14 protein-coding genes are annotated in these 17558 nt (G+C 58.6%); all 14 read right to left on the bottom strand.

The window, feature by feature from the left end; all coding sequences use genetic code 11:
- Positions 1–33: 33 nt before the first annotated feature.
- Entirely contained in the window at positions 34–354 is a 321-nt protein-coding gene (locus RBH19_RS08475; protein WP_306728400.1) for a DUF6763 family protein, read from the bottom strand.
- A gap of 184 nt (positions 355–538) precedes the next feature.
- Positions 539–1555 (bottom strand): NAD-dependent epimerase, encoded by a 1017-nt coding sequence (locus tag RBH19_RS08470; RefSeq protein ID WP_306728399.1) that lies wholly within the window; start codon positions 1553–1555, stop codon positions 539–541.
- A gap of 94 nt (positions 1556–1649) precedes the next feature.
- Entirely contained in the window at positions 1650–2738 is a 1089-nt protein-coding gene (locus RBH19_RS08465) for an MraY family glycosyltransferase (protein ID WP_306728398.1), read from the bottom strand.
- A 250-nt stretch (positions 2739–2988) separates the two neighbouring features.
- Complete coding sequence (locus RBH19_RS08460; protein ID WP_306728397.1) at positions 2989–4137, bottom strand: phosphonoacetaldehyde reductase; 1149 nt, start codon at positions 4135–4137, stop codon at positions 2989–2991.
- Between the two features lie 2 nt (positions 4138–4139).
- Complete coding sequence (gene aepY, locus RBH19_RS08455) at positions 4140–5279, bottom strand: phosphonopyruvate decarboxylase (protein ID WP_306728396.1); 1140 nt, start codon at positions 5277–5279, stop codon at positions 4140–4142.
- Entirely contained in the window at positions 5279–6586 is a 1308-nt protein-coding gene (gene aepX / locus RBH19_RS08450) for a phosphoenolpyruvate mutase (protein WP_306728395.1), read from the bottom strand. The genes aepY and aepX overlap by 1 nt, the downstream gene beginning before the upstream one ends.
- Before the next feature lie 234 nt (positions 6587–6820).
- Positions 6821–7579 (bottom strand): glycosyltransferase family 2 protein, encoded by a 759-nt coding sequence (locus RBH19_RS08445; RefSeq protein WP_306728394.1) that lies wholly within the window; start codon positions 7577–7579, stop codon positions 6821–6823.
- A 31-nt stretch (positions 7580–7610) separates the two neighbouring features.
- Positions 7611–8330 carry a LicD family protein gene (locus RBH19_RS08440; protein WP_306728393.1) on the bottom strand — a complete coding sequence of 240 codons (720 nt, stop codon included), beginning with the start codon at positions 8328–8330 and terminating at the stop codon, positions 7611–7613.
- Positions 8331–8350: 20 nt separating this feature from the next.
- Positions 8351–9250: a LicD family protein gene (locus RBH19_RS08435; protein WP_306728392.1), complete on the bottom strand. Its 900-nt coding sequence runs from the start codon at positions 9248–9250 to the stop codon at positions 8351–8353.
- A gap of 21 nt (positions 9251–9271) precedes the next feature.
- The gene (locus RBH19_RS08430) at positions 9272–10927 is read right to left on the bottom strand and encodes a tetratricopeptide repeat protein (RefSeq protein WP_306728391.1); all 1656 of its coding nucleotides are present in this window, start codon (positions 10925–10927) and stop codon (positions 9272–9274) included.
- 6 nt (positions 10928–10933) lie between these two features.
- Complete coding sequence (locus RBH19_RS08425) at positions 10934–12547, bottom strand: stealth family protein (RefSeq protein ID WP_306728390.1); 1614 nt, start codon at positions 12545–12547, stop codon at positions 10934–10936.
- Positions 12548–12571: 24 nt separating this feature from the next.
- Positions 12572–14416 (bottom strand): 6TM ABC transporter family protein, encoded by a 1845-nt coding sequence (locus tag RBH19_RS08420; protein ID WP_306728389.1) that lies wholly within the window; start codon positions 14414–14416, stop codon positions 12572–12574.
- Between the two features lies 1 nt (position 14417).
- Complete coding sequence (locus tag RBH19_RS08415) at positions 14418–15371, bottom strand: hypothetical protein (protein ID WP_306728388.1); 954 nt, start codon at positions 15369–15371, stop codon at positions 14418–14420.
- 160 nt (positions 15372–15531) lie between these two features.
- Positions 15532–17448: a polysaccharide biosynthesis protein gene (locus RBH19_RS08410; protein ID WP_306728387.1), complete on the bottom strand. Its 1917-nt coding sequence runs from the start codon at positions 17446–17448 to the stop codon at positions 15532–15534.
- Between the last annotated feature and the right edge of the window lie 110 nt (positions 17449–17558).

Here is a 17558-nt window from a genome sequence, read left to right as displayed (position 1 = left end):
ACATTCGCGTGCATTTAGCGGCCAGGGTTTCCTTCAGAAGCGATAATCCGAGTCGAGGGTGTCGAGGGGATTGGCCCACTCGTCGCGGCTGCCGCCGCCGTCGTCCAGGTCCACGCCGTAGTCCTCGCGCTCCATGTCCATGGAACCGGACCAGTCTTCCGGCGGCTCGGCCGTGGTCATGGCAACCTCCTCCCAGAGGTCGATGTCCACTTCCTCCACGGTGCCGTCAAAAAACTGGATCTCGATGGTGCCATCCTGCTCGTCGATGGCCACCACCTCGAATAGACCGCCGGAATAATCCCGGTACCAATCACCGATGACCGCCGGTATGCCGGTTTCGTCCTTCAGGAACATTTGCGCACCTCCTGAGCCTGGCGAAATATGACCGTTGCCAGGCTTCGATACTCGCCTTTCTCGCGTCTCTTCACGCAAGGTATAGGCTCCCGCCAGCCGGGGTTCAAGGGCTGCAGGCACACCGTTCGTCCGATAGTGTGGGGGTGCTTCGCAAGCCACTGAATGGGCTCGCCGGAAAGGTATTTCAGCGACCGCTGTAATAATCGCGATACCAGCGCACGAAACGGGCGACACCGGTCTCGAGGGGGGTGCTGGGAGAGAATCCCACCAGCCTCTGGAGCGAGTCCACATCGGCGTAGGTGGCGGGCACGTCACCGGGCTGCATGTCCAGAAACTCCTTGTGCGCCTTGCGCCCGAGGGCGCCCTCGATGAGTTCGATCAGACGGCCCAGCGGCTCCGGTTGATGATTGCCGATGTTGTAGATGCGGTAGGGAGCGTAACTGGTGGCCGGTGTGGGATGGGCACCGGACCAGTCCGGATCCGGCTCGGCCGGACGTTGCAACAGGCGCTCCATGGCTTCCACCACGTCGTCCACATAAGTGAAATCCCGCTGCATCTGGCCGTGATTGAAAACCTGAATCGTTTCGCCCTGATCGATGGCCCGGGTGAACTTGAAATAAGCCATGTCCGGCCGGCCCCAGGGGCCATACACGGTAAAGAAGCGCAAACCCGTGCAGGGCAGACCATAAAGAGAGGCATAGCTGTGAGCCATGGCCTCATTGGCCTTCTTGGTGGCCGCATACAGGCTGATGGCATGATCCACCGTGTCGTTCTCGGAAAAGGGCATGCGGGTGTTGGCGCCATACACCGAGCTGCTGGAGGCAAAGATCAGATGCCCCACGCCGCCGTGCCGGCAGCCTTCCAGGATATTGCCGAAACCCACCAGATTGCTGTCCACATAACGATCCGGCCGCTCAAGGGAGTGGCGCACCCCCGCCTGGGCCGCCAGATGCACCACCGCATCGAAACCCGGTGACTCGGCAAACAGCGCCGCCATGCCCTCCCGGTCGGCGATGTCCATCTCGCGAAACTCGAAATTGGCCTGCTCGCCCAGCTGCTTCAGGCGCCCGCGCTTTAGATTCACGTCGTAATAATCGTTGACGTTATCCACACCCACCACGGCCATATCCCGCCCGGCCAGGGCCTGCACGAAATGAAAGCCGATGAAACCGGCCGCACCGGTCACGAGGATTCTCTGCATGTCAGTACCAGCTGGAGTGAAGCGGGAAATCATGAAGGCCGCCGGGGCCAGAAAGACCCCGGAATTCTAGCAGCTGAGCGGCTAAGCCGATACGTCAGTGCGGCAGGGTGCCCGGCCGGGCAAGCCGTCGCAACCAGCGAATGAAACGCCAGGCGCGAGCGGTCACCATCAGGTGGATCAGGAAGAAGCTGGCAACCACCACAAACAAAATCGGCTCGGGCCAGGCGAGCGCCCATCCCATCAGGCCGATGGCCCCGAACAGGAAGGTCAGGGCAATCAGCCAGGCCACCGCCCCCCGGACGGAAAAACCGGCACGCACCATGAGATGGTGCAAATGCTCCCGGTCGGCGGCAAAGGGACTGCGCCCCTTGAGGATGCGTCGAATACCGATGGATACAGCGTCGATGACCGGCAGCACCAGCAGCCAGGCCACGGAGATGGGATAGACCGTTGCCGTGGGCGTCTGAGTCAGATGGACAGCAAGCCAGGCAATGGCAAAACCCAGCATCATGCTGCCGGAGTCACCCATGAAAATCGCCGCCCGACGGCGCCAGGGATTGCGCAGGTTGTAGACCAGAAAACCCAGGATCACACTGACCAGCAGAAAGCAGATGCCCACAAAGACAGGGCCGGCACCATTGCTCCAGCCGGCCAGGCCCAGCCAGAAAATCACCACCGCACTCATGCCACCGGCCAGGCCATCGAAACCATCCGCCATGTTGATGGCGTTGATCATCAGAACCGTGCAGGCCACCGTGAATGGAATGGACCATTCACCCAGCAGAACCGGCCCATTGCCGAACAGGTTTCCCAGGGAATGAATCTGAACACCGCCCCAGGAGGTCATCAGCAGCGCGGCCACGACCTGAGCCAGCAGCTTGGTGGGTACCGCGAGATCTTCCAGATCATCCAGCAACCCGACAGCAAGGAGAAAGCCCATGCCGATGATCAGGCTCGCGAAAGGCAGAATGGAGGCATTCAGAAACGGGAGACAGAGGGAAAATGCAGCGAACATGGCCACCCCCCCGGTGATGGGGACGGGGCGGGCGTGACGCTTGCGGCCTCCAGGCCGATCCACCAGCCCGAACACGCGGGATGGACGCGTTACCAACGCGCACAGAATCATCGCCAGGAAAAAACCAAACTGGATCGCCAGCAGGTTGCTGATCTTGAAGATTTCCATATCCACACGTCCCCTGATTCCTCCCTGGGAAACCTTCTGCGAGGCTTTCCCCGGAACCCTCAACCCGCGCCACCCTCTTCCTTCCGGCGCATTTCCCTGGGTCAAACGACAAAGTCCGAAAACTATCGTAGCATTATTTCGGAATATCCGCCCAAACACCTGACGGGCGGTGCACATGACTTTCCGGCCGGTTACCAGGCTGCGGAATACCCTTTCGAGGCACCGGACAGGGGTAAGGCAAGTCCTCGCCTCAGCCCAGAGTCCGATCCAGGGAGTCGCGCAGGATTTGAACCACATCCTCCTGCGTTGCCGCACGCAGATTGTTGTCGGCCCGACCTGGCGTAAACATCTGTTCACTCAACGCCAGTGCAGCATCTGGTGAAGGGATGTACCTGCGCAGAAAGTGCCCGACGTCCAGCTCATCGAACAAACGCTCCAACGCTCCCGAGAAGGCATCAATACTGTCAAAGCCAATCGCTCTGGCCAGATCCAGCAATCGCCCGTCATCGGAGGCGGCATTGAAACGCATCAGGGCCGGTAAGGTGAAACTGCAGGCAAAGCCGTGGGGTAGCTCAAAGCGGGTCGTCAGCGGGTAGGAGATCGAGTGCGCCAGAGCGGTGCGGGTCTGACTGATCGCCAGTCCCGCCAGAAGGCTGGCCTGCATCATATCCCCACGCGCCTGCAAATTTCCGGGATCCTGCTTCAGCCGTGGCAATGCAGCAAGGGACAACTGCAGCGACTTCGCGCAGAAACCAAGCGTAACGGGTGAGGCCGACTTGTTCCAGGTCGATTCAAGGGCATGGGAGATGGCATCCAGACCGGAAGAAATGGTGACCTCTTCCGGCAACCCGACGGTCAGCTCGGGGTCAAGGATCGCCGCCGCAGAATAGAGATCCGCACCGGTGACAGAGTACTTCTTGCCCAACTCGAAATCCCAGATCGTGCCAAATGGCGTCACCTCGGCACCAGTACCGGAAGTCGTCGGGATCGCTGTCACCGGCAGCGCCGGCCCCTCCGAACTGAATGCTTGCCCGTCCCGGAAATGACGGGTCAGCGACGCATCACCGGGCTGCGACAACAGGCGTGCCAGTCCCTTGGCCGTATCCATGCTGCTGCCACCACCAAGCGCAAGCAGCATGTCCGGCGCATGCTGGCGCAGCGCCTGGCCCTGGGTATCGACATCACGAACATCGGGATTGGGCTTGACGTCGTCCACCACGGCCACCAATCGGCTACCCAGAGACGCTGACAGGCGATCCACCACGCCCCGACGACGGAAACCGGGGGTGGTAATCAGCACCACCCGCTCACCGTCCACCTGTTCTGCCAGGTGATCAATGACACCCGGCTCGAACACCACCTTGACGGGGTTTTGATAGGTCCAGGCGCTGTTACTCATATTTACCGCTCCGGCGTCAGTCCAAGGCGACGCATGAAGGCATCACGGTTCTCGATCGGAGTCGTCCGCGGCCGCCCGAGATCATCGCGGGCACCCTTGTTGGTCTTGATCTCCAGCAGCACCGGCCCCTTGTGCTGGCGCAGGCGTGCCATCTCCGCTTTCACATCATCGGCTTCGTGCACGGAAGCCACCGCCTGATAGCCGCAGGCGCTGGCAATCTCCGGTAGTTTCATCTGGAAACCGACGGTGGGCTGCCCACCCACGGAATCATGCGCACCATTATTAATGACCACATGCATGAAATTTGCCATGGACGACTGCCCGATGACGGCAAGCGCCCCCATGTGCATGAGGACAGACCCGTCTCCATCCAGACAAATCACTTTCCGCTCTGGCTGGGCTCGGGCAACGCCCATGGCAATGGAGGCCGTGTGTCCCATGGCGCCCACCGTAAGAAAGTCACTGCCATGACCATCACCGCGCTCGGCCCGATACTCATAGAGTTCACGCGAAGTCTTGCCTGTCGTGGAAATCACCACGTCATCCGCGCTCAGCAGGTCGATCACGCACTTGACCGCGCCCTCACGATTCATCGGATAGTCCGTCACCACATCTTTCTGCAGCTTGTATTTATCGAAAGCGCCCTTGCGTACCAGCAAGGCCACTGGCATCGATTTCTCCCGCATCTGGCGACACGCCTCGGCAACCACGGCCTCGGAGTCCGTCGTTTCCGAGCTCAATTCGTACCAGGGGATTTCCATGGCATCCATCAGCTCGGTCATGACTCGGCCCTGCTTCACATGCTGGGGCTCGTCCTTGACGCCCGGCTCACCCCGCCAGCCAATCATGAGCAGCATCGGAACACCATAGACCTCGGGATCGGCCAGGGACAGCAAGGGATTCACCGCGTTGCCAATACCGGAGTTCTGCATGTAGACCAGAGCCGGCTCGCCGGTGCCAAGAAAGTGTCCGGCCGCAAGCGAAACCGCATTCCCCTCGTTGGCGGTGATGACATGATCCTCGTCGGCCGCGTGGTCCGTCACATAGGCGCAGAAATCCTTCAGAAGGGAGTCCGGGACGCCCGTGAAAAATCGAATTCCCTGATCCCTGATGGATGCATATACGGCCTTTGGCTGGTGCATTACTTGGTCCCCGGAATGAGTTCCAGAATTTCCTTGATGGAAAGGAGCTTCGAATCCACTTCCTTTGAACGCCCATGCGTCAGGATCGACTGCGCCGTCTCCACCATCGCCGGGTACGCTGCACGCAACAGGTGATTGGCATAAATGACCACATCCACACCGCGCTCGATCAGCTCATCCTCGGTCACCTGGTTATAGCTGGAGGGAACCACGAAAAGGGGAACCTGCTTGGGCAATTTCGCGAAACGCTCGCAGAACTCGAAGATCTCGTCCGGGGTCTTCTGGCGACTGTGAATCAGAACGCCATCCGCGCCGGCACCGATATACGCTTCGGCGCGTGTGATGGCATCATCCAGGCCTTGGTCCAGAATCAGGCTCTCGATCCGGGCGACAATCATGAAGTCGTCGGTAATCTGGGCAGCCTTGCCAGCCTTGATCTTGCCACAGAAATTCTCGATGGAGTCCTGGGTCTGGGGCACCTCGGTGCCGAACAGGGAGTTCTTTTTCAGACCCACCTTGTCCTCGATGATCGCCACTGACACGCCCAGGCGTTCCAGGGTTCGGACAGTAAACTGGAAATGTTCCAGTTTGCCGCCGGTGTCCGCGTCATACACGATGGGCTTGGTAGTCACTTCCAGTACATCGTGCAATGTATTGGTGCGGGAAGTGACATCCACCGCTTCGATATCCGGCTTGCCCTTGGCGGTGGACTCGGTGAGGCTGGAAGCCCACATGCCGTCGAATTCCTTACGGCCACGATCGGTGTCGATACCGATGTTTTCCACGATAAGACCGGTCAGGCCGTTATGGGCCTCCATCAAGCGCACCAACGGCTTGGCGTCCAGCAGGCGTCGCATCTTGTTCCGCCGAATATCCGGTGTGGTACCGATTTCCTTCAGGGCATTATTCAACTGAGTGGAGGAAATGCCCCTGGTATAAGGCACCTCGACCAGCTCACCGCCCCACTCGGCCAGCGCATCAATGACCGATTGGCGCACCTTGGCCTGTACACCTTCTTTCCAGTCATCACCGTGGACCACGTAGTCCGGCTTGTACTTGCGCAGGTTGGGGACATAATCAAGGGTCTCCTGTGGCACCACCCGCGTGACACCCTTGATCGCCTCCACCACTTCCTTGCGCTGTTCGAAAGCCATGTAAGGCAAGCGCTTGTAACTGGCAATGGCCGCGTCCGTGAGCAGACCCACCGTCACGTCGCCGAGCTCGGTGGCCCGCCGAATGATATTCAAGTGGCCCGGATGCACCAGATCCGCACTCATCCCCACATACACTGATTTCTTTTCCGACATAATCACTCCAATGATCCCCGGTTACCGGGACGAACCCGGCCATCCCTAGTGTCATCCGGGCCGAACACCGCTGGCTGGCAGCAAAATATGGCCATCTACCCGGAAAAACGACCTATTTTACACCGGACAGCGGCAGAAACGAGGGGCACACCTTTTTCCGGGCAGGGTTAGGCGGGCAAATCGGCTCCAATCGTCCCACCGCCGCCCACGAAAACGACTGACACCAGAGCTTCCCTAGATCAGACGCTTTCTGACGCCATGCGCCGCGTAACGGGCCATGCAGTGCATGGCCCGGAGGATACCCAGCTCCTCCTGGTCACGAAATATGCGCCAATTGGCCGCCGCCTTCGCCAGCTTGTTGAAGGAAAGCGAGCCTCGATGCTCCCGGTAGCAGGCGAGCACTTCGTCGAGGCCGCGCGCCTCACCATGATTCCTCAGCAGGCGCAGCCAGCAGGCATAGTCCTGTCCACGCCGGTACACCGGCATCTGGAACGTGCCCGTCTGTTGGGTGTCGATCACCACCGTGGAACAGCCGATGACACAGCCGCCAAGCAAGCGCTCATGATCCACGCTATCCGGCACCCGCACCTGGCGGCCCGCCCGGCGACCATGCTCATCCACTTTTTCGTAGGCGGTGAAACTGAACCACGCCCCTTGCCGCTCCATGAGCTCGAGCTGGCGCTCCAGCTTCCCGGGCAACCAGAAATCGTCCGCGTCAATGAAGGCGACGTAACGACCCCGCATCGCGGCCAGGCCGGTGTTTCGAGCCACGGCGGCCTGGGCCACGCCGCCGCTGTCCAGGCAACGGATTCGCTCGTCCCCGGCTGCCAGCTCCGACAGGATCGCCCGGGATCCGTCACTTGAACCGTCGTCTACCACCAGCATTTCCAGGTCAGACAGCGATTGTTCCAACACGGAGGAAACCGACTGCTCCAGGTACGGCGCAGCATTGCGCACGGGCATGACGACAGAAATCAGGGGACTGGTTTTCATGGCTGAGCTCGGCGCAGGAACACGGGCATCGTCATGAACGATCCGAGAAGGAACGCGGCTGAATCAGGCGATAACCACCATCATCCCGCTTGTAATTCCAGCGGGCCGCTGGCCGCTTCCACTCACCATAGCGAAACGCCAGATAACCCTGCCAGTCCACGGGCACCATGCAATCCGGGAACGCATCAGACAGCGGACGCAGCTGTTCAAAATAAGCCCCCGGAATCACCCAGGAATTGGCACGTAAAAACCAGCTGGACGGCGGGCGCGAACAATCCAGGGCATACAGAAAATCTGTACAGCCCCGAAGCCAGCGCTTGATGAATGGCAATATGACTGACTGGCGCCGGTTTGTGGGATTAGCCGAGCGTGCCTGCGCTTCGCCGTCGGGCATGAAGCGTGATGAAATGGAGGGGCAGAACCAGTCCTCCCCGTGAGGGCGGAAAAACTTGATCTCGACCATCCGCTCACCGGGCAGACCAACTCCCTTCAGCTGATACTTGTAGATGCGACGACCATAGCGCCAGACCTTGAGCTCCCCATGCCCTGACAACGCCTTGCCAATCGTCTCCTGACAGCCGTCCGGCGCTGCAAGGTCCACATCGTCATCCGAAGCAATCAGTTCACCGTCTCTCTGCACCCCAAGCAAGGTACCACTATCCAGCATCAGCGGTTGACCGGACGCCCTGGCAATCGCCGAAACCCACTCAAGGACCCTGAGCATCTCCGGATCTTCAATACGTGCAGGCATATTCAGCCCCTGGGTGCTACTCAATTCGTTCGTCCCACCTGGCCAGCCTCTGGGTCGGCGTCTCCAGCCTGTTCGATGCTGCGTTGAAATGATAGCCCACGGCGAGCCAGCGCCTCTTCCGGCACCCGTGCATCTATACAGCCATCATCCTGCCAATAACACCAGTCTCTCACCGGCACGCGCCAATCGCCGTAGCGCTGTTGAAGATAGGCTTCCACATCACTCGGAATCTTGATACTTGCCGGCCCCAGATCAAATTCATCAAGCTCCAGAAAATAGGCCGCCGGCACGATCCAGGTAAACGTTCGGTACATGGTGTTGAAGGGCCACAACGCTGACCAGACGTGCCGCTGCAGACGATTGCGAACGAGCACAAAAGCACCCCAGAGCGGCCGCCACCATAACTTGCGCAAGGCACGGCCGATTACTGAATTCGCTACACCTTGCTTCTTGGCCTGAACAGTCGACAGAATCCAGCGTACAGGCCCTGCAGTGCCCCAGACCTCATCATCCTGCCGAGAAGGCGGCGCATGATAAACCACCGTCTGCGGCGACCAGGCGATACGACCATCCCGAAAATAGACATGAATATGGATCGGCTTCAGGCCGGAACCACGCTTTTTGAGGGTATATCCGTAAGCTTCACCCCGGTAACGACGGGTGTGAACCCGAAAACCCATATCATGGAGCGCGTCAAATGCGGCCTCCATGTTCGGCCGATCAGACGCCCACAGACCTAGATCGATGTCACTGTCCCACTCAATTTCGCCGCCTTCCCGAACCAGACCCAGCAAAGATCCGGAATCCAGCCAGCAAGGCGCATCAACATGCGAAAGAGCATCCGCCAATTGCAGGAAGGGTGAAAGCACCTCCCTCTCCTTCTGCCCCACCAACACTTCTTCTTTCCATCCTATCGACATCTCATGCGACCCCTGCACTATTCATTCACTGGCCTGCTGCTTGCGCTGACGGATAATGCCCAACAACTCATCCCACCCCTGACGATCAGGGAGACCGGCATTGACATGAATCCCGATATTGCGAGCCGACAGGGAAGGGTCGAAAGTACTGCGATCCCTGTGTGACTGCAAACCAACACCTGACGCGATCTCATTTCTCAATACCGGATCCGTAACAAATTCCTCAAACCAGATATCCCGCCAAAATGAGACAGCCGATTCGACCTTCTTCTTGCCAGCCAGATAAGGCTGAATTCGGCTATCGAGTTGATCCCTCCAGCCGGATGGGGTCAGTGGACTTTCCGGAAATACCATCTTTTTTGACACATAGGCATCCCGCGGGTCGCGCCAGCAAACGACCACCGAGGCTGCCGGCAAAAGCTGAACGGCTTCGATGCGCTCAGCGGGAATGCAATTCCCCATCAGACAGTAGCTACTTCCACCACACAAAAGGGTAAGCACATCACCAGAAAACCGCTGGAAACAGACAATCAGTTTTTCCGTGTCGCTACCACTCGTGAGCAAATCGGTCAAAAAGCGCTCAAGAACCCCAATCAGCTGCTCGCGCTGTCCCTCAGCAAGAAACCGGTAAAGGCCACCGGCATTCTTTCCTTTCAATGCGCGCCCCGGGTGCGGATGACCAAAGCAGTAATGGGCGACAAAACGCCTCAAGGGAATCTCCAATGACTCACCACGGATCGCCGTTTCGTACAGATCCAGCAGGCCACCTTGCCCAGACCACAGACCTATCTCTGCACCCTTCAGAGGATCAGCAACCCCATCGAATCCACGGAGAAAGTCGAAGACGGCACCGGAGCCACTCCAGCCAAACCCGGCCAGAACCACTGGATGCACCCCTGCCGGTTCCTCGTTGCCACTTCTCTGACGGTTTTCCCCAGCGCCTTTCAAGGCTGACAAGGTCGCCTGTGCACCATCGTCTTGGCTCAGAAGGGCATAAAGTGTCGCGACCCGCGAGGCGGCATTCACGTCAAGCCCATCACCGATCACACCTCCTTCAATCAGACGAAGCCCGCTCTCACGAGACCCTGCATTAAGCAAAAGAAAGCCGTGACGCACGGAGAGCTGCGAGATGATGCTACTACGGACACGGCGATCACGTGGTCGACCACAACTGGATAGAAGGCGAATTGCTTCATCGCTGCCGCCACGTCGCCAGGCAAGTGACGCCAATCGACGCCGCGCAGTCAGTCGCTCCTCCCCGCCAGCTGTGTCACTGGCTACCGCGGCCGAGAAAACCCTCTCAGCCCGCCCGCGGTAACCGCAACGCTCCAGGGCAAGGCCCAGCGCAACCAGTGCTGACGGTGACTCGGGCGCCGCCGCTACTTCAATCATGCGCGCGAGCATGACGGCGCGCTTCCGCGCATCCCTCGCATGACCCTCAAAACGTTCCTCGATGGACTCGAGTTCACGAGCCAGGCGCTTTGCCAACTGGGCCACTCGCTGAAGCCGCCCGAACAGGCAGAGCGCGGCAGACAGGCGAGACAGGGATTCAGGAGGGTTATCCAGATACAAAACCGCATGTCCAAGGTCACGTCGACATCGCCACATGATCACGCGACGCGCAACCATTCCGGATGAACCGACGCAAACCTCGAACCCTCTATTGTCTATTGACATTGACAATTAACGCTCCCACGGGCCCTTGTAGGGGTACATTTCCTCGAGGAATCGCCGCAGAACCACCTCCTGGGCATCCCAGTCAAAATCGTCTTCGTCGACTTCGGTGTCATTCAGGCAAAAAACCATGGAATGAGGCGAGCGCTTGATTCGCCTTAACTTCTTGTCAAGGTCATTCGAGGCTATATCCACATAGGCATAGTTGATGTTTCCCGTAACAACGTAACCTCTCGCCAGCCCGAAGCTCATATGCAAGCTGGTGACCGGGGCCAAATCGTGTGGCGTTCGAAACGGTCGCGAGCGGAGAGCGGAAAAGTCTTCGGCATACTCCTCTTCCAGCGACTTCATCAAATCCTTTCGAAGAGGGATTGGCGTATGTTTCGTCTTGTGATGAATAACGGCATCATGGGATTTGTTCAGCAAGCGCGAGGCATTTAGCGCCCCCCATTCAGAGGCCCGGTCTGAATCATCGACACCACAAAAGGGTGACCAAGCGTTGCTAAGGAAAGTCCGCGCAATTCCGCTACTTTCAAAAAAAGCCTCGGGCCGAACCGCTCCGGACATGAACACATCGTCATTCACGTACAGAAAATGCGTGGACAAACCTGGAATTCGAGCGAGAACGGACTCAATGGCATGACTATTAAAGGTTGGCAGATCATCGGGGTCGGGAAACAGCTCCGAATGATCAACAATTGAAATTTTCCCGGAGAGCGAAGGATCCAACCACTCCGGCACCTGCTGATCCGTGACGATATAGATATGACGAATCCATGGGGCATGGTAATACAATGACCGCAACGAGTACTTCAATTCGTCACGATTATGATATCGCGAGGCATTATTGGCTCGTTGATGCAACTCGTCATGTCGACCCTCTCGAGCCGCCTTCCGACGTTGCCAATCCGGGTCATTACCATCGACCCAGGTATAGACGACGTCAACCGGAAAATGCACCCGATTGACAGCGCGGCCCATCCAGTCGACGAGACTCAAGCCGGTACCAACATCTCGCAAGCTTGCATCGACCCGTCTTGGCACGAACCGGGAGCCTACCGATTCCCAGATCCCGACCTCGGAATCCCACTGATAAAAATCGATCCGCATCGCGCTCGACCAACCCTGCATCTTGTAATTCAGCCCCGGAATCCAGCAACGAGTGAACTTGATGTGGGAAACCTCGGCCAACGGCACTCGCTGGTTTGCGAGCTCCTTCTTCAGACGGGCAGCGTCTCGGCGAGTGTAGATTTTTCGTGGCCGCAGACCATTGCAAAAATGGATCTGCATTCGATATTCGTCATCGAGAAGACGCTGGATCAGCGTGCGCGCATCACCCTCGGTGTCCGATAAAAACACAAAAAAACGATACTCGCCTTCCTCACCGGTAGAAACAAATTCAACACCCGTCTCATCCAGCAATGTCCTGGCACTTTCCCACATATATTGATGATGCCCGCGAATGTCGGCACGTGCGTCATCGACCCAATCCGCCCCAAAGACACGCCTCATGAGCAATTGTCGAGCCAGGTCGGGCCAATGCCGCTTGAGTATGGACGCCGCCCCTTTTCTCAACCTTTTATAAATGTGGCGTGGTCGCAAGCGATCAAGAGTCAATGGCATGAATCCCTCCCTGCTTTAGATTCGCTATGCTTCATCCTGACTTTCACCGATATACAGTCGATTTCCGACACGAAGTTGTTCGGCAATATCGCGTTGTCGAGCCTGCCAGTCTGGCTGCTTGACTCGGAGCCAATTGTAGGAACCAACCGCAATAATGGAACAATCCGCTGCGCCGACAAGCCATTGATCAAGCGAAAGACGCGGCGGTGAAGATAGCAGCTTTCGATACCAGATCACGATAAGCCTGTCCTGCCATTTTGACTGTTCGAGACGATCTCGGACCCACTCGTCTCTCAACAAACCAGCGTGTATAACCATGCAGGCCGATGGCTGAACAAGCAGAGCAACAAATGCCAGGCGATTGAGGCAGGCCTCACCCAGGCTCTCCCATTGGGCCGGTAAAATCGGCCGACTCAGGTCAGTACCGGCTTGTGTTGCCAACACCGCCAGATCTTCTTTCAGGGCCCCAGCAGAGGCCAATGTCTCGAGATCCACCGGGATACCCACCATTTCCCTAAAGGACACCACGCGCTCGGGAATTGAATGACGTGGCAGCACACCCAAAGAGACCGGGTCGCCGCCACCTGCGGCACGGTCGGCACGAAACAACCTTGAAAAATAGGCTCGCGCGGCTGGCACAGGAGGAACAGGTGAGATGAGAGCAACCTTCAGGCCTGCGCTCAAAACAATTCGCTTGCGACCTTTCTCCGTTAAAGCAGGGGCTCCGACAGATAGGCGGCGCTTACTCCAATACGGTGATCGCCCCCGATTAAGCTCCGATTCACGCATGAAGCGATAATAGCGCTGCATCCCTGGATAAAAACGTGAAATTGTCGTGATGGTGGTGGACAGCTGCCGAAGGCCGGCCATGGCAATGCGCAAGACAAAGATGTAGGCAATCATCAGAGTCCAAGTTGACTCGCCCCTAAGCACATCGCCACCCAATATCACAATCAGCGCACTCAGGCCTATGGCAAGCAGGACATGGCTGATGTATTCGGCACGCACTACGGCGGAAAAGCGCTCCCGGAATGCGGCGGTCATCGCGTTTATTTTGTCGGCAAATACCTGATCATTCTCCACCAGGCGGCGGTTGTCGCTTGCGACGCCGGAATCCCGGGACACGGTTCGGGTACGCTGACGGGAAGCTGCAGAAGCTTCGGGAGAGACGCGCTCCAGACGACGAGAAGCCTTTACGGCTGAAAGGTTGGCTGCATAATAAAACCGAGCTGCAAGAATGACCGTCACCACCACCATCAGCGTTGCGGGCAGGTGCAACCAGAACAGGACGGCGGTCGCCGCCAGAATGATCAACACAGGCACAACGCCATCAAAAAGTCGGCGAACTGCAAGAACGATCTGGCGCGAGTCCCTGGCCTGTAAACTGGCCAGGGAACGATAGAGACGAGGCAGAGACATAAAGGCGTCGGGAGAAGGCGGGCGGCCACCCTCGATCCAGGAGACCCTGCGAATGGAGAAAGCCTGATAAGCACAGGCAATTGATACAAAGTTTCGACGAGCGATGTAGATCAAGGTGAAACCGGAGAGGAACAGGAGAAGGCCAAGACTGGCCGCCACCAGGAGAGTTCCCTGACTCCAGGGATCAATGGCGAGTTCACCAAACTCGATCAGTTCGCGTTTCTCCAGAGCATTCGCATAGCCGATGACCAACGCCAGGGCCAGAGCGCTGAAACCCAGGCCGACACCAAGACTGAGAAAGGAAAAAATCACCCAGCGCCGGAACGTCCGGAATACATCCAGGAAAAACCACGCAAGCACCGCAGAAAAGGCGCGCGTCTGTGCAATAGCACGTACCAAGCGCTGCACCCTACTGCCAGGTTGCCCTTTTTCCACATCAGGATGGCTCAATTCATGTCCCGCCTGTCTTTTCCAATTTAAGTCCGCCTGAAAACAGGCGACGACTCCATTTGTTGTGAATCACGTCGCAATCCTCGGCGTATCGCCGCTTGAGATCGCGTCGTGCTTCATCATCGACGAAACTGGCGCGCGCATATCCCTTTTGTGGCGCCATCTCGCGTTTGACTTGCGTCCTCAGTACCTTGGCCGTCTTCGCATGAGCGAATTGATTGATAACGCGCATGCACTCGACGCCTTCAGCCGAGAGAGACGGGTTGCTGGCCACCGCTGGCGCTTCAAGCAGTTGAACCGGATTAGACACTTCCATTAAAGCCTTCCATACGTCCAACTCACAGCTCGACCAATCCTCATAGGCCCACAGAAACAGCTGGTCACTCCCCGCACGATCGGCGAGCCTTTTAATCATGCGAGCCCAGCTCAGGCTTGAGAGATTGATATCGCCGAAGAACGCATCGAATGAGCGGCTTTCCTTCTGTGTATAGAGACACTGGAGGTAACACGACTCAACAAAGCGATCGAAGGATCGGAAGCAGAAGAAATAACGAACCTCCCTGCCCTCAAACGCCTCGGACATGAGATCGACAACCTCCCCACAACGTTCGTAAAGCCCCTCCGTCACTGCCAGATTATAAGAGCCAAGAATGTTTTCGTATGAAAAGATTGTCGGACCGCTTGCCCCACTTGTGCAGCGGCTCTCCGCTGCACTCACTAAGCCCCGCAAGTCGCTGATCAAGCCTCTCCGGGCTACGTCGGTGACATTCTTCCGCCACAGCGTCTTGGCAACACTGCTACGCAACTTTTTAGCTCTCTCATCCTTCGCCCAAGCATCGGCAAAGGCAATACCTTTCTCTGCGAGGATTTTCCTGTTGGCCCGAAGCCGAGACTGCATGTAGGTCGTCGCCGTCTTGTGGGCGCCGAGGTGAACGTGGATTGGAGCTTGAGCCATACGAAACAATCACCAGAGGAAGTGAAACAGGACAACAGCCGTGCCGCTCTCATGATCTCTTCAGCGGAGCAAGAAACACGCCCATGTGAAGCTGCATCAACACAGGAAACAACGAACAGCTGGGAATTATACGGAATTTGGGAAATTCAGGCAGTCGCGGCTACTGGGCAATCTTGAGCCGGGCCGGGGGTGCCTCGATGCGAAGGATCTGGAAGCCCGGCACGATGTCGTGCAGCAAACTCAGGGCCTTGCTCTCATGCCGCGAGGCGACCGCCGATTCAAGCCGCCCCAGGGAGTCAAGCAGCTTCGAATCCTCCGCACCCGGCTCCCGGGCAAGCAAGAGCTTGGGATGCACCGTGCCCTGAAGGGATTCGGACTCGTAGAACAACTCTTCCTGCAGCTTTTCCCCGGGCCGCAGGCCGGTGTACTGGATTTCCACATCCTGCCCGGGCACATGACCGTAAAGGCGGATCATGGATTCGGCCAGCTCACGAATGGCAATCGGCTCACCCATGTCGAGCACATACACCTCGCCGCCACGGCTGATGGCCGAGGCCTGCAGGATCAGGCCGGTGGCTTCTTCCAGGGTCATGAAATAGCGCCGCACCTCGGGATGGGTCACCGTAACCGGCCCTCCTGCCTCGATCTGGCGGCGGAACAGGGGAATCACCGAACCCGCGGACTCCAGCACGTTGCCGAAGCGCGTCACCACGAAGCGGGTGCCTTCGCTCTGTCTGTTCAGCATCTGGCAATACAGTTCGGCCACCCGCTTGGTGGCCCCCATCACATTGGTCGGGTTCACCGTCTTGTCGGTGGAAATCAGCACCACCCGCCCAACCCCATGGGCCACGGCCAGATCCGCCACATTGCGGGTGCCGAAGACATTGTTGTCCACGGCCGACAGCACATTCTGTTCAAGCAAGGGCACGTGCTTGAACGCCCCCGCATGGAAGACTACGTCCGGGCGATAGCGCGCGAAGGCCTCCTCAAGCGCCCGCCGATCGCGGGTATCAGTCAGAACAGCCTCAACCCGACGCGCGCCCCCCGTCGTCATCAGCTCATGATCAATGCGGTAGAGGTTGTATTCGGAATGATCAAGAACAATGAGCTTCTCCGCACCGTAGCTCAACAGGCGCCGGCACAGTTCCGAACCGATGGAGCCGCCGGCTCCCGTCACCAGCACCCGACGCCCCTGCAGATCCTGACGGATGGAGTCATCGTCCAGGTTGATGGATTCCCGCCCCAGCAGATCTTCCACCAGCACGGGCCGCACCTCGGCCGCACTGGAATCGGAACGCAGCAACTCATCCAGGGAGGGCATGGTGCGGCAGGGAATGCGGGCATCGGCTGCCAGGGCCACCACGCGTTTGAAGGTCGCCCGCGTGGCGGAGGGCATGGCGATGATCACCAGCGTGGCATTGAAGCGGCGGGCCAGACGTGGCAGATCATCGAGATGCCCCCGCACGCGCACGCCGTGAATCTCCTCGCCCAGCTTGGCCGGATCATCATCCAGCAACGCAACGGGCTGGATGGCGGTATTCCGGACCAGGTCACGCACCAGCAGCTCACCACCGCGCCCGGCCCCCACCACCAGGGCACGCTCGCTCATCGGCCCGCTGACATAGCGCCGGCCCCGCTCACGCAGGATTCGATAGATGGCTCGCGGCCCGCCCGTGGCAACCAGCAGCAGGATGGGATAGAGAATCAGGACACTGCGGGGCACACCGGCGAGGCGGTTGAAGAGGAAGAGGCACAGCATGGTAACCGCCGTCCCCACGGCAATGGCCTTGCCGAGGCGGATCAGATCCGGCATGGAGGCGAAGCGCCAGACCCCGCGATAGCAGCCGAATACCCAGAAGCTCAGCGCCTGGATGGGGGTGGCAAAGGCAATCAGGGCCAGCAGGCCCGGAAGCAGGTGAGCGGGAATCTCGCCGAAATTGAGCCGCAACTGATAGGCAATGAACAGAACGAGCGGAATCCACGCGGCATCATGGGCCATGATGGCAAAGCGCCGCCATGACCAGCCGGGTGCTGGCCGCCAGCCGCTGACAAGACGGCTGAACAGTTGTCTGCTCATAGGGTCATACGCTCCAGGCCGTGGCCGCCTTCAGTCAAGCGGTCTCTCCGGACTCCCCCCTACCGTCGCGGGCACGGCGCTCCTCCGACAGCACGGAAACCTCCAATCAA

Origin of the sequence: Natronospira bacteriovora (assembly GCF_030848495.1) — a bacterium.
Lineage (GTDB): Bacteria > Pseudomonadota > Gammaproteobacteria > Natronospirales > Natronospiraceae > Natronospira > Natronospira bacteriovora.
The sequence above is the reverse complement of the archived record's forward strand: the minus strand, read 5'-3'. Positions and strand labels throughout refer to the sequence as shown.

Bases quoted from the DNA above. Each gene is read 5' to 3' on its own strand.
- RBH19_RS08410 (WP_306728387.1), bottom strand. From the start codon at position 17,448: ATGAGCAGACAACTGTTCAGCCGTCTTGTCAGCGGCTGGCGGCCAGCA.
- RBH19_RS08425 (WP_306728390.1), bottom strand. From the start codon at position 12,547: ATGCCATTGACTCTTGATCGCTTGCGACCACGCCACATTTATAAAAGG.
- RBH19_RS08415 (WP_306728388.1), bottom strand. From the start codon at position 15,371: ATGGCTCAAGCTCCAATCCACGTTCACCTCGGCGCCCACAAGACGGCG.
- RBH19_RS08445 (WP_306728394.1), bottom strand. From the start codon at position 7,579: ATGAAAACCAGTCCCCTGATTTCTGTCGTCATGCCCGTGCGCAATGCT.
- RBH19_RS08470 (WP_306728399.1), bottom strand. From the start codon at position 1,555: ATGCAGAGAATCCTCGTGACCGGTGCGGCCGGTTTCATCGGCTTTCAT.
- RBH19_RS08475 (WP_306728400.1), bottom strand. From the start codon at position 354: ATGTTCCTGAAGGACGAAACCGGCATACCGGCGGTCATCGGTGATTGG.
- RBH19_RS08435 (WP_306728392.1), bottom strand. From the start codon at position 9,250: ATGTCGATAGGATGGAAAGAAGAAGTGTTGGTGGGGCAGAAGGAGAGG.
- aepX (WP_306728395.1), bottom strand. From the start codon at position 6,586: ATGTCGGAAAAGAAATCAGTGTATGTGGGGATGAGTGCGGATCTGGTG.
- RBH19_RS08460 (WP_306728397.1), bottom strand. From the start codon at position 4,137: ATGAGTAACAGCGCCTGGACCTATCAAAACCCCGTCAAGGTGGTGTTC.
- aepY (WP_306728396.1), bottom strand. From the start codon at position 5,279: ATGCACCAGCCAAAGGCCGTATATGCATCCATCAGGGATCAGGGAATT.
- RBH19_RS08430 (WP_306728391.1), bottom strand. From the start codon at position 10,927: ATGTCAATAGACAATAGAGGGTTCGAGGTTTGCGTCGGTTCATCCGGA.
- RBH19_RS08465 (WP_306728398.1), bottom strand. From the start codon at position 2,738: ATGGAAATCTTCAAGATCAGCAACCTGCTGGCGATCCAGTTTGGTTTT.
- RBH19_RS08440 (WP_306728393.1), bottom strand. From the start codon at position 8,330: ATGCCTGCACGTATTGAAGATCCGGAGATGCTCAGGGTCCTTGAGTGG.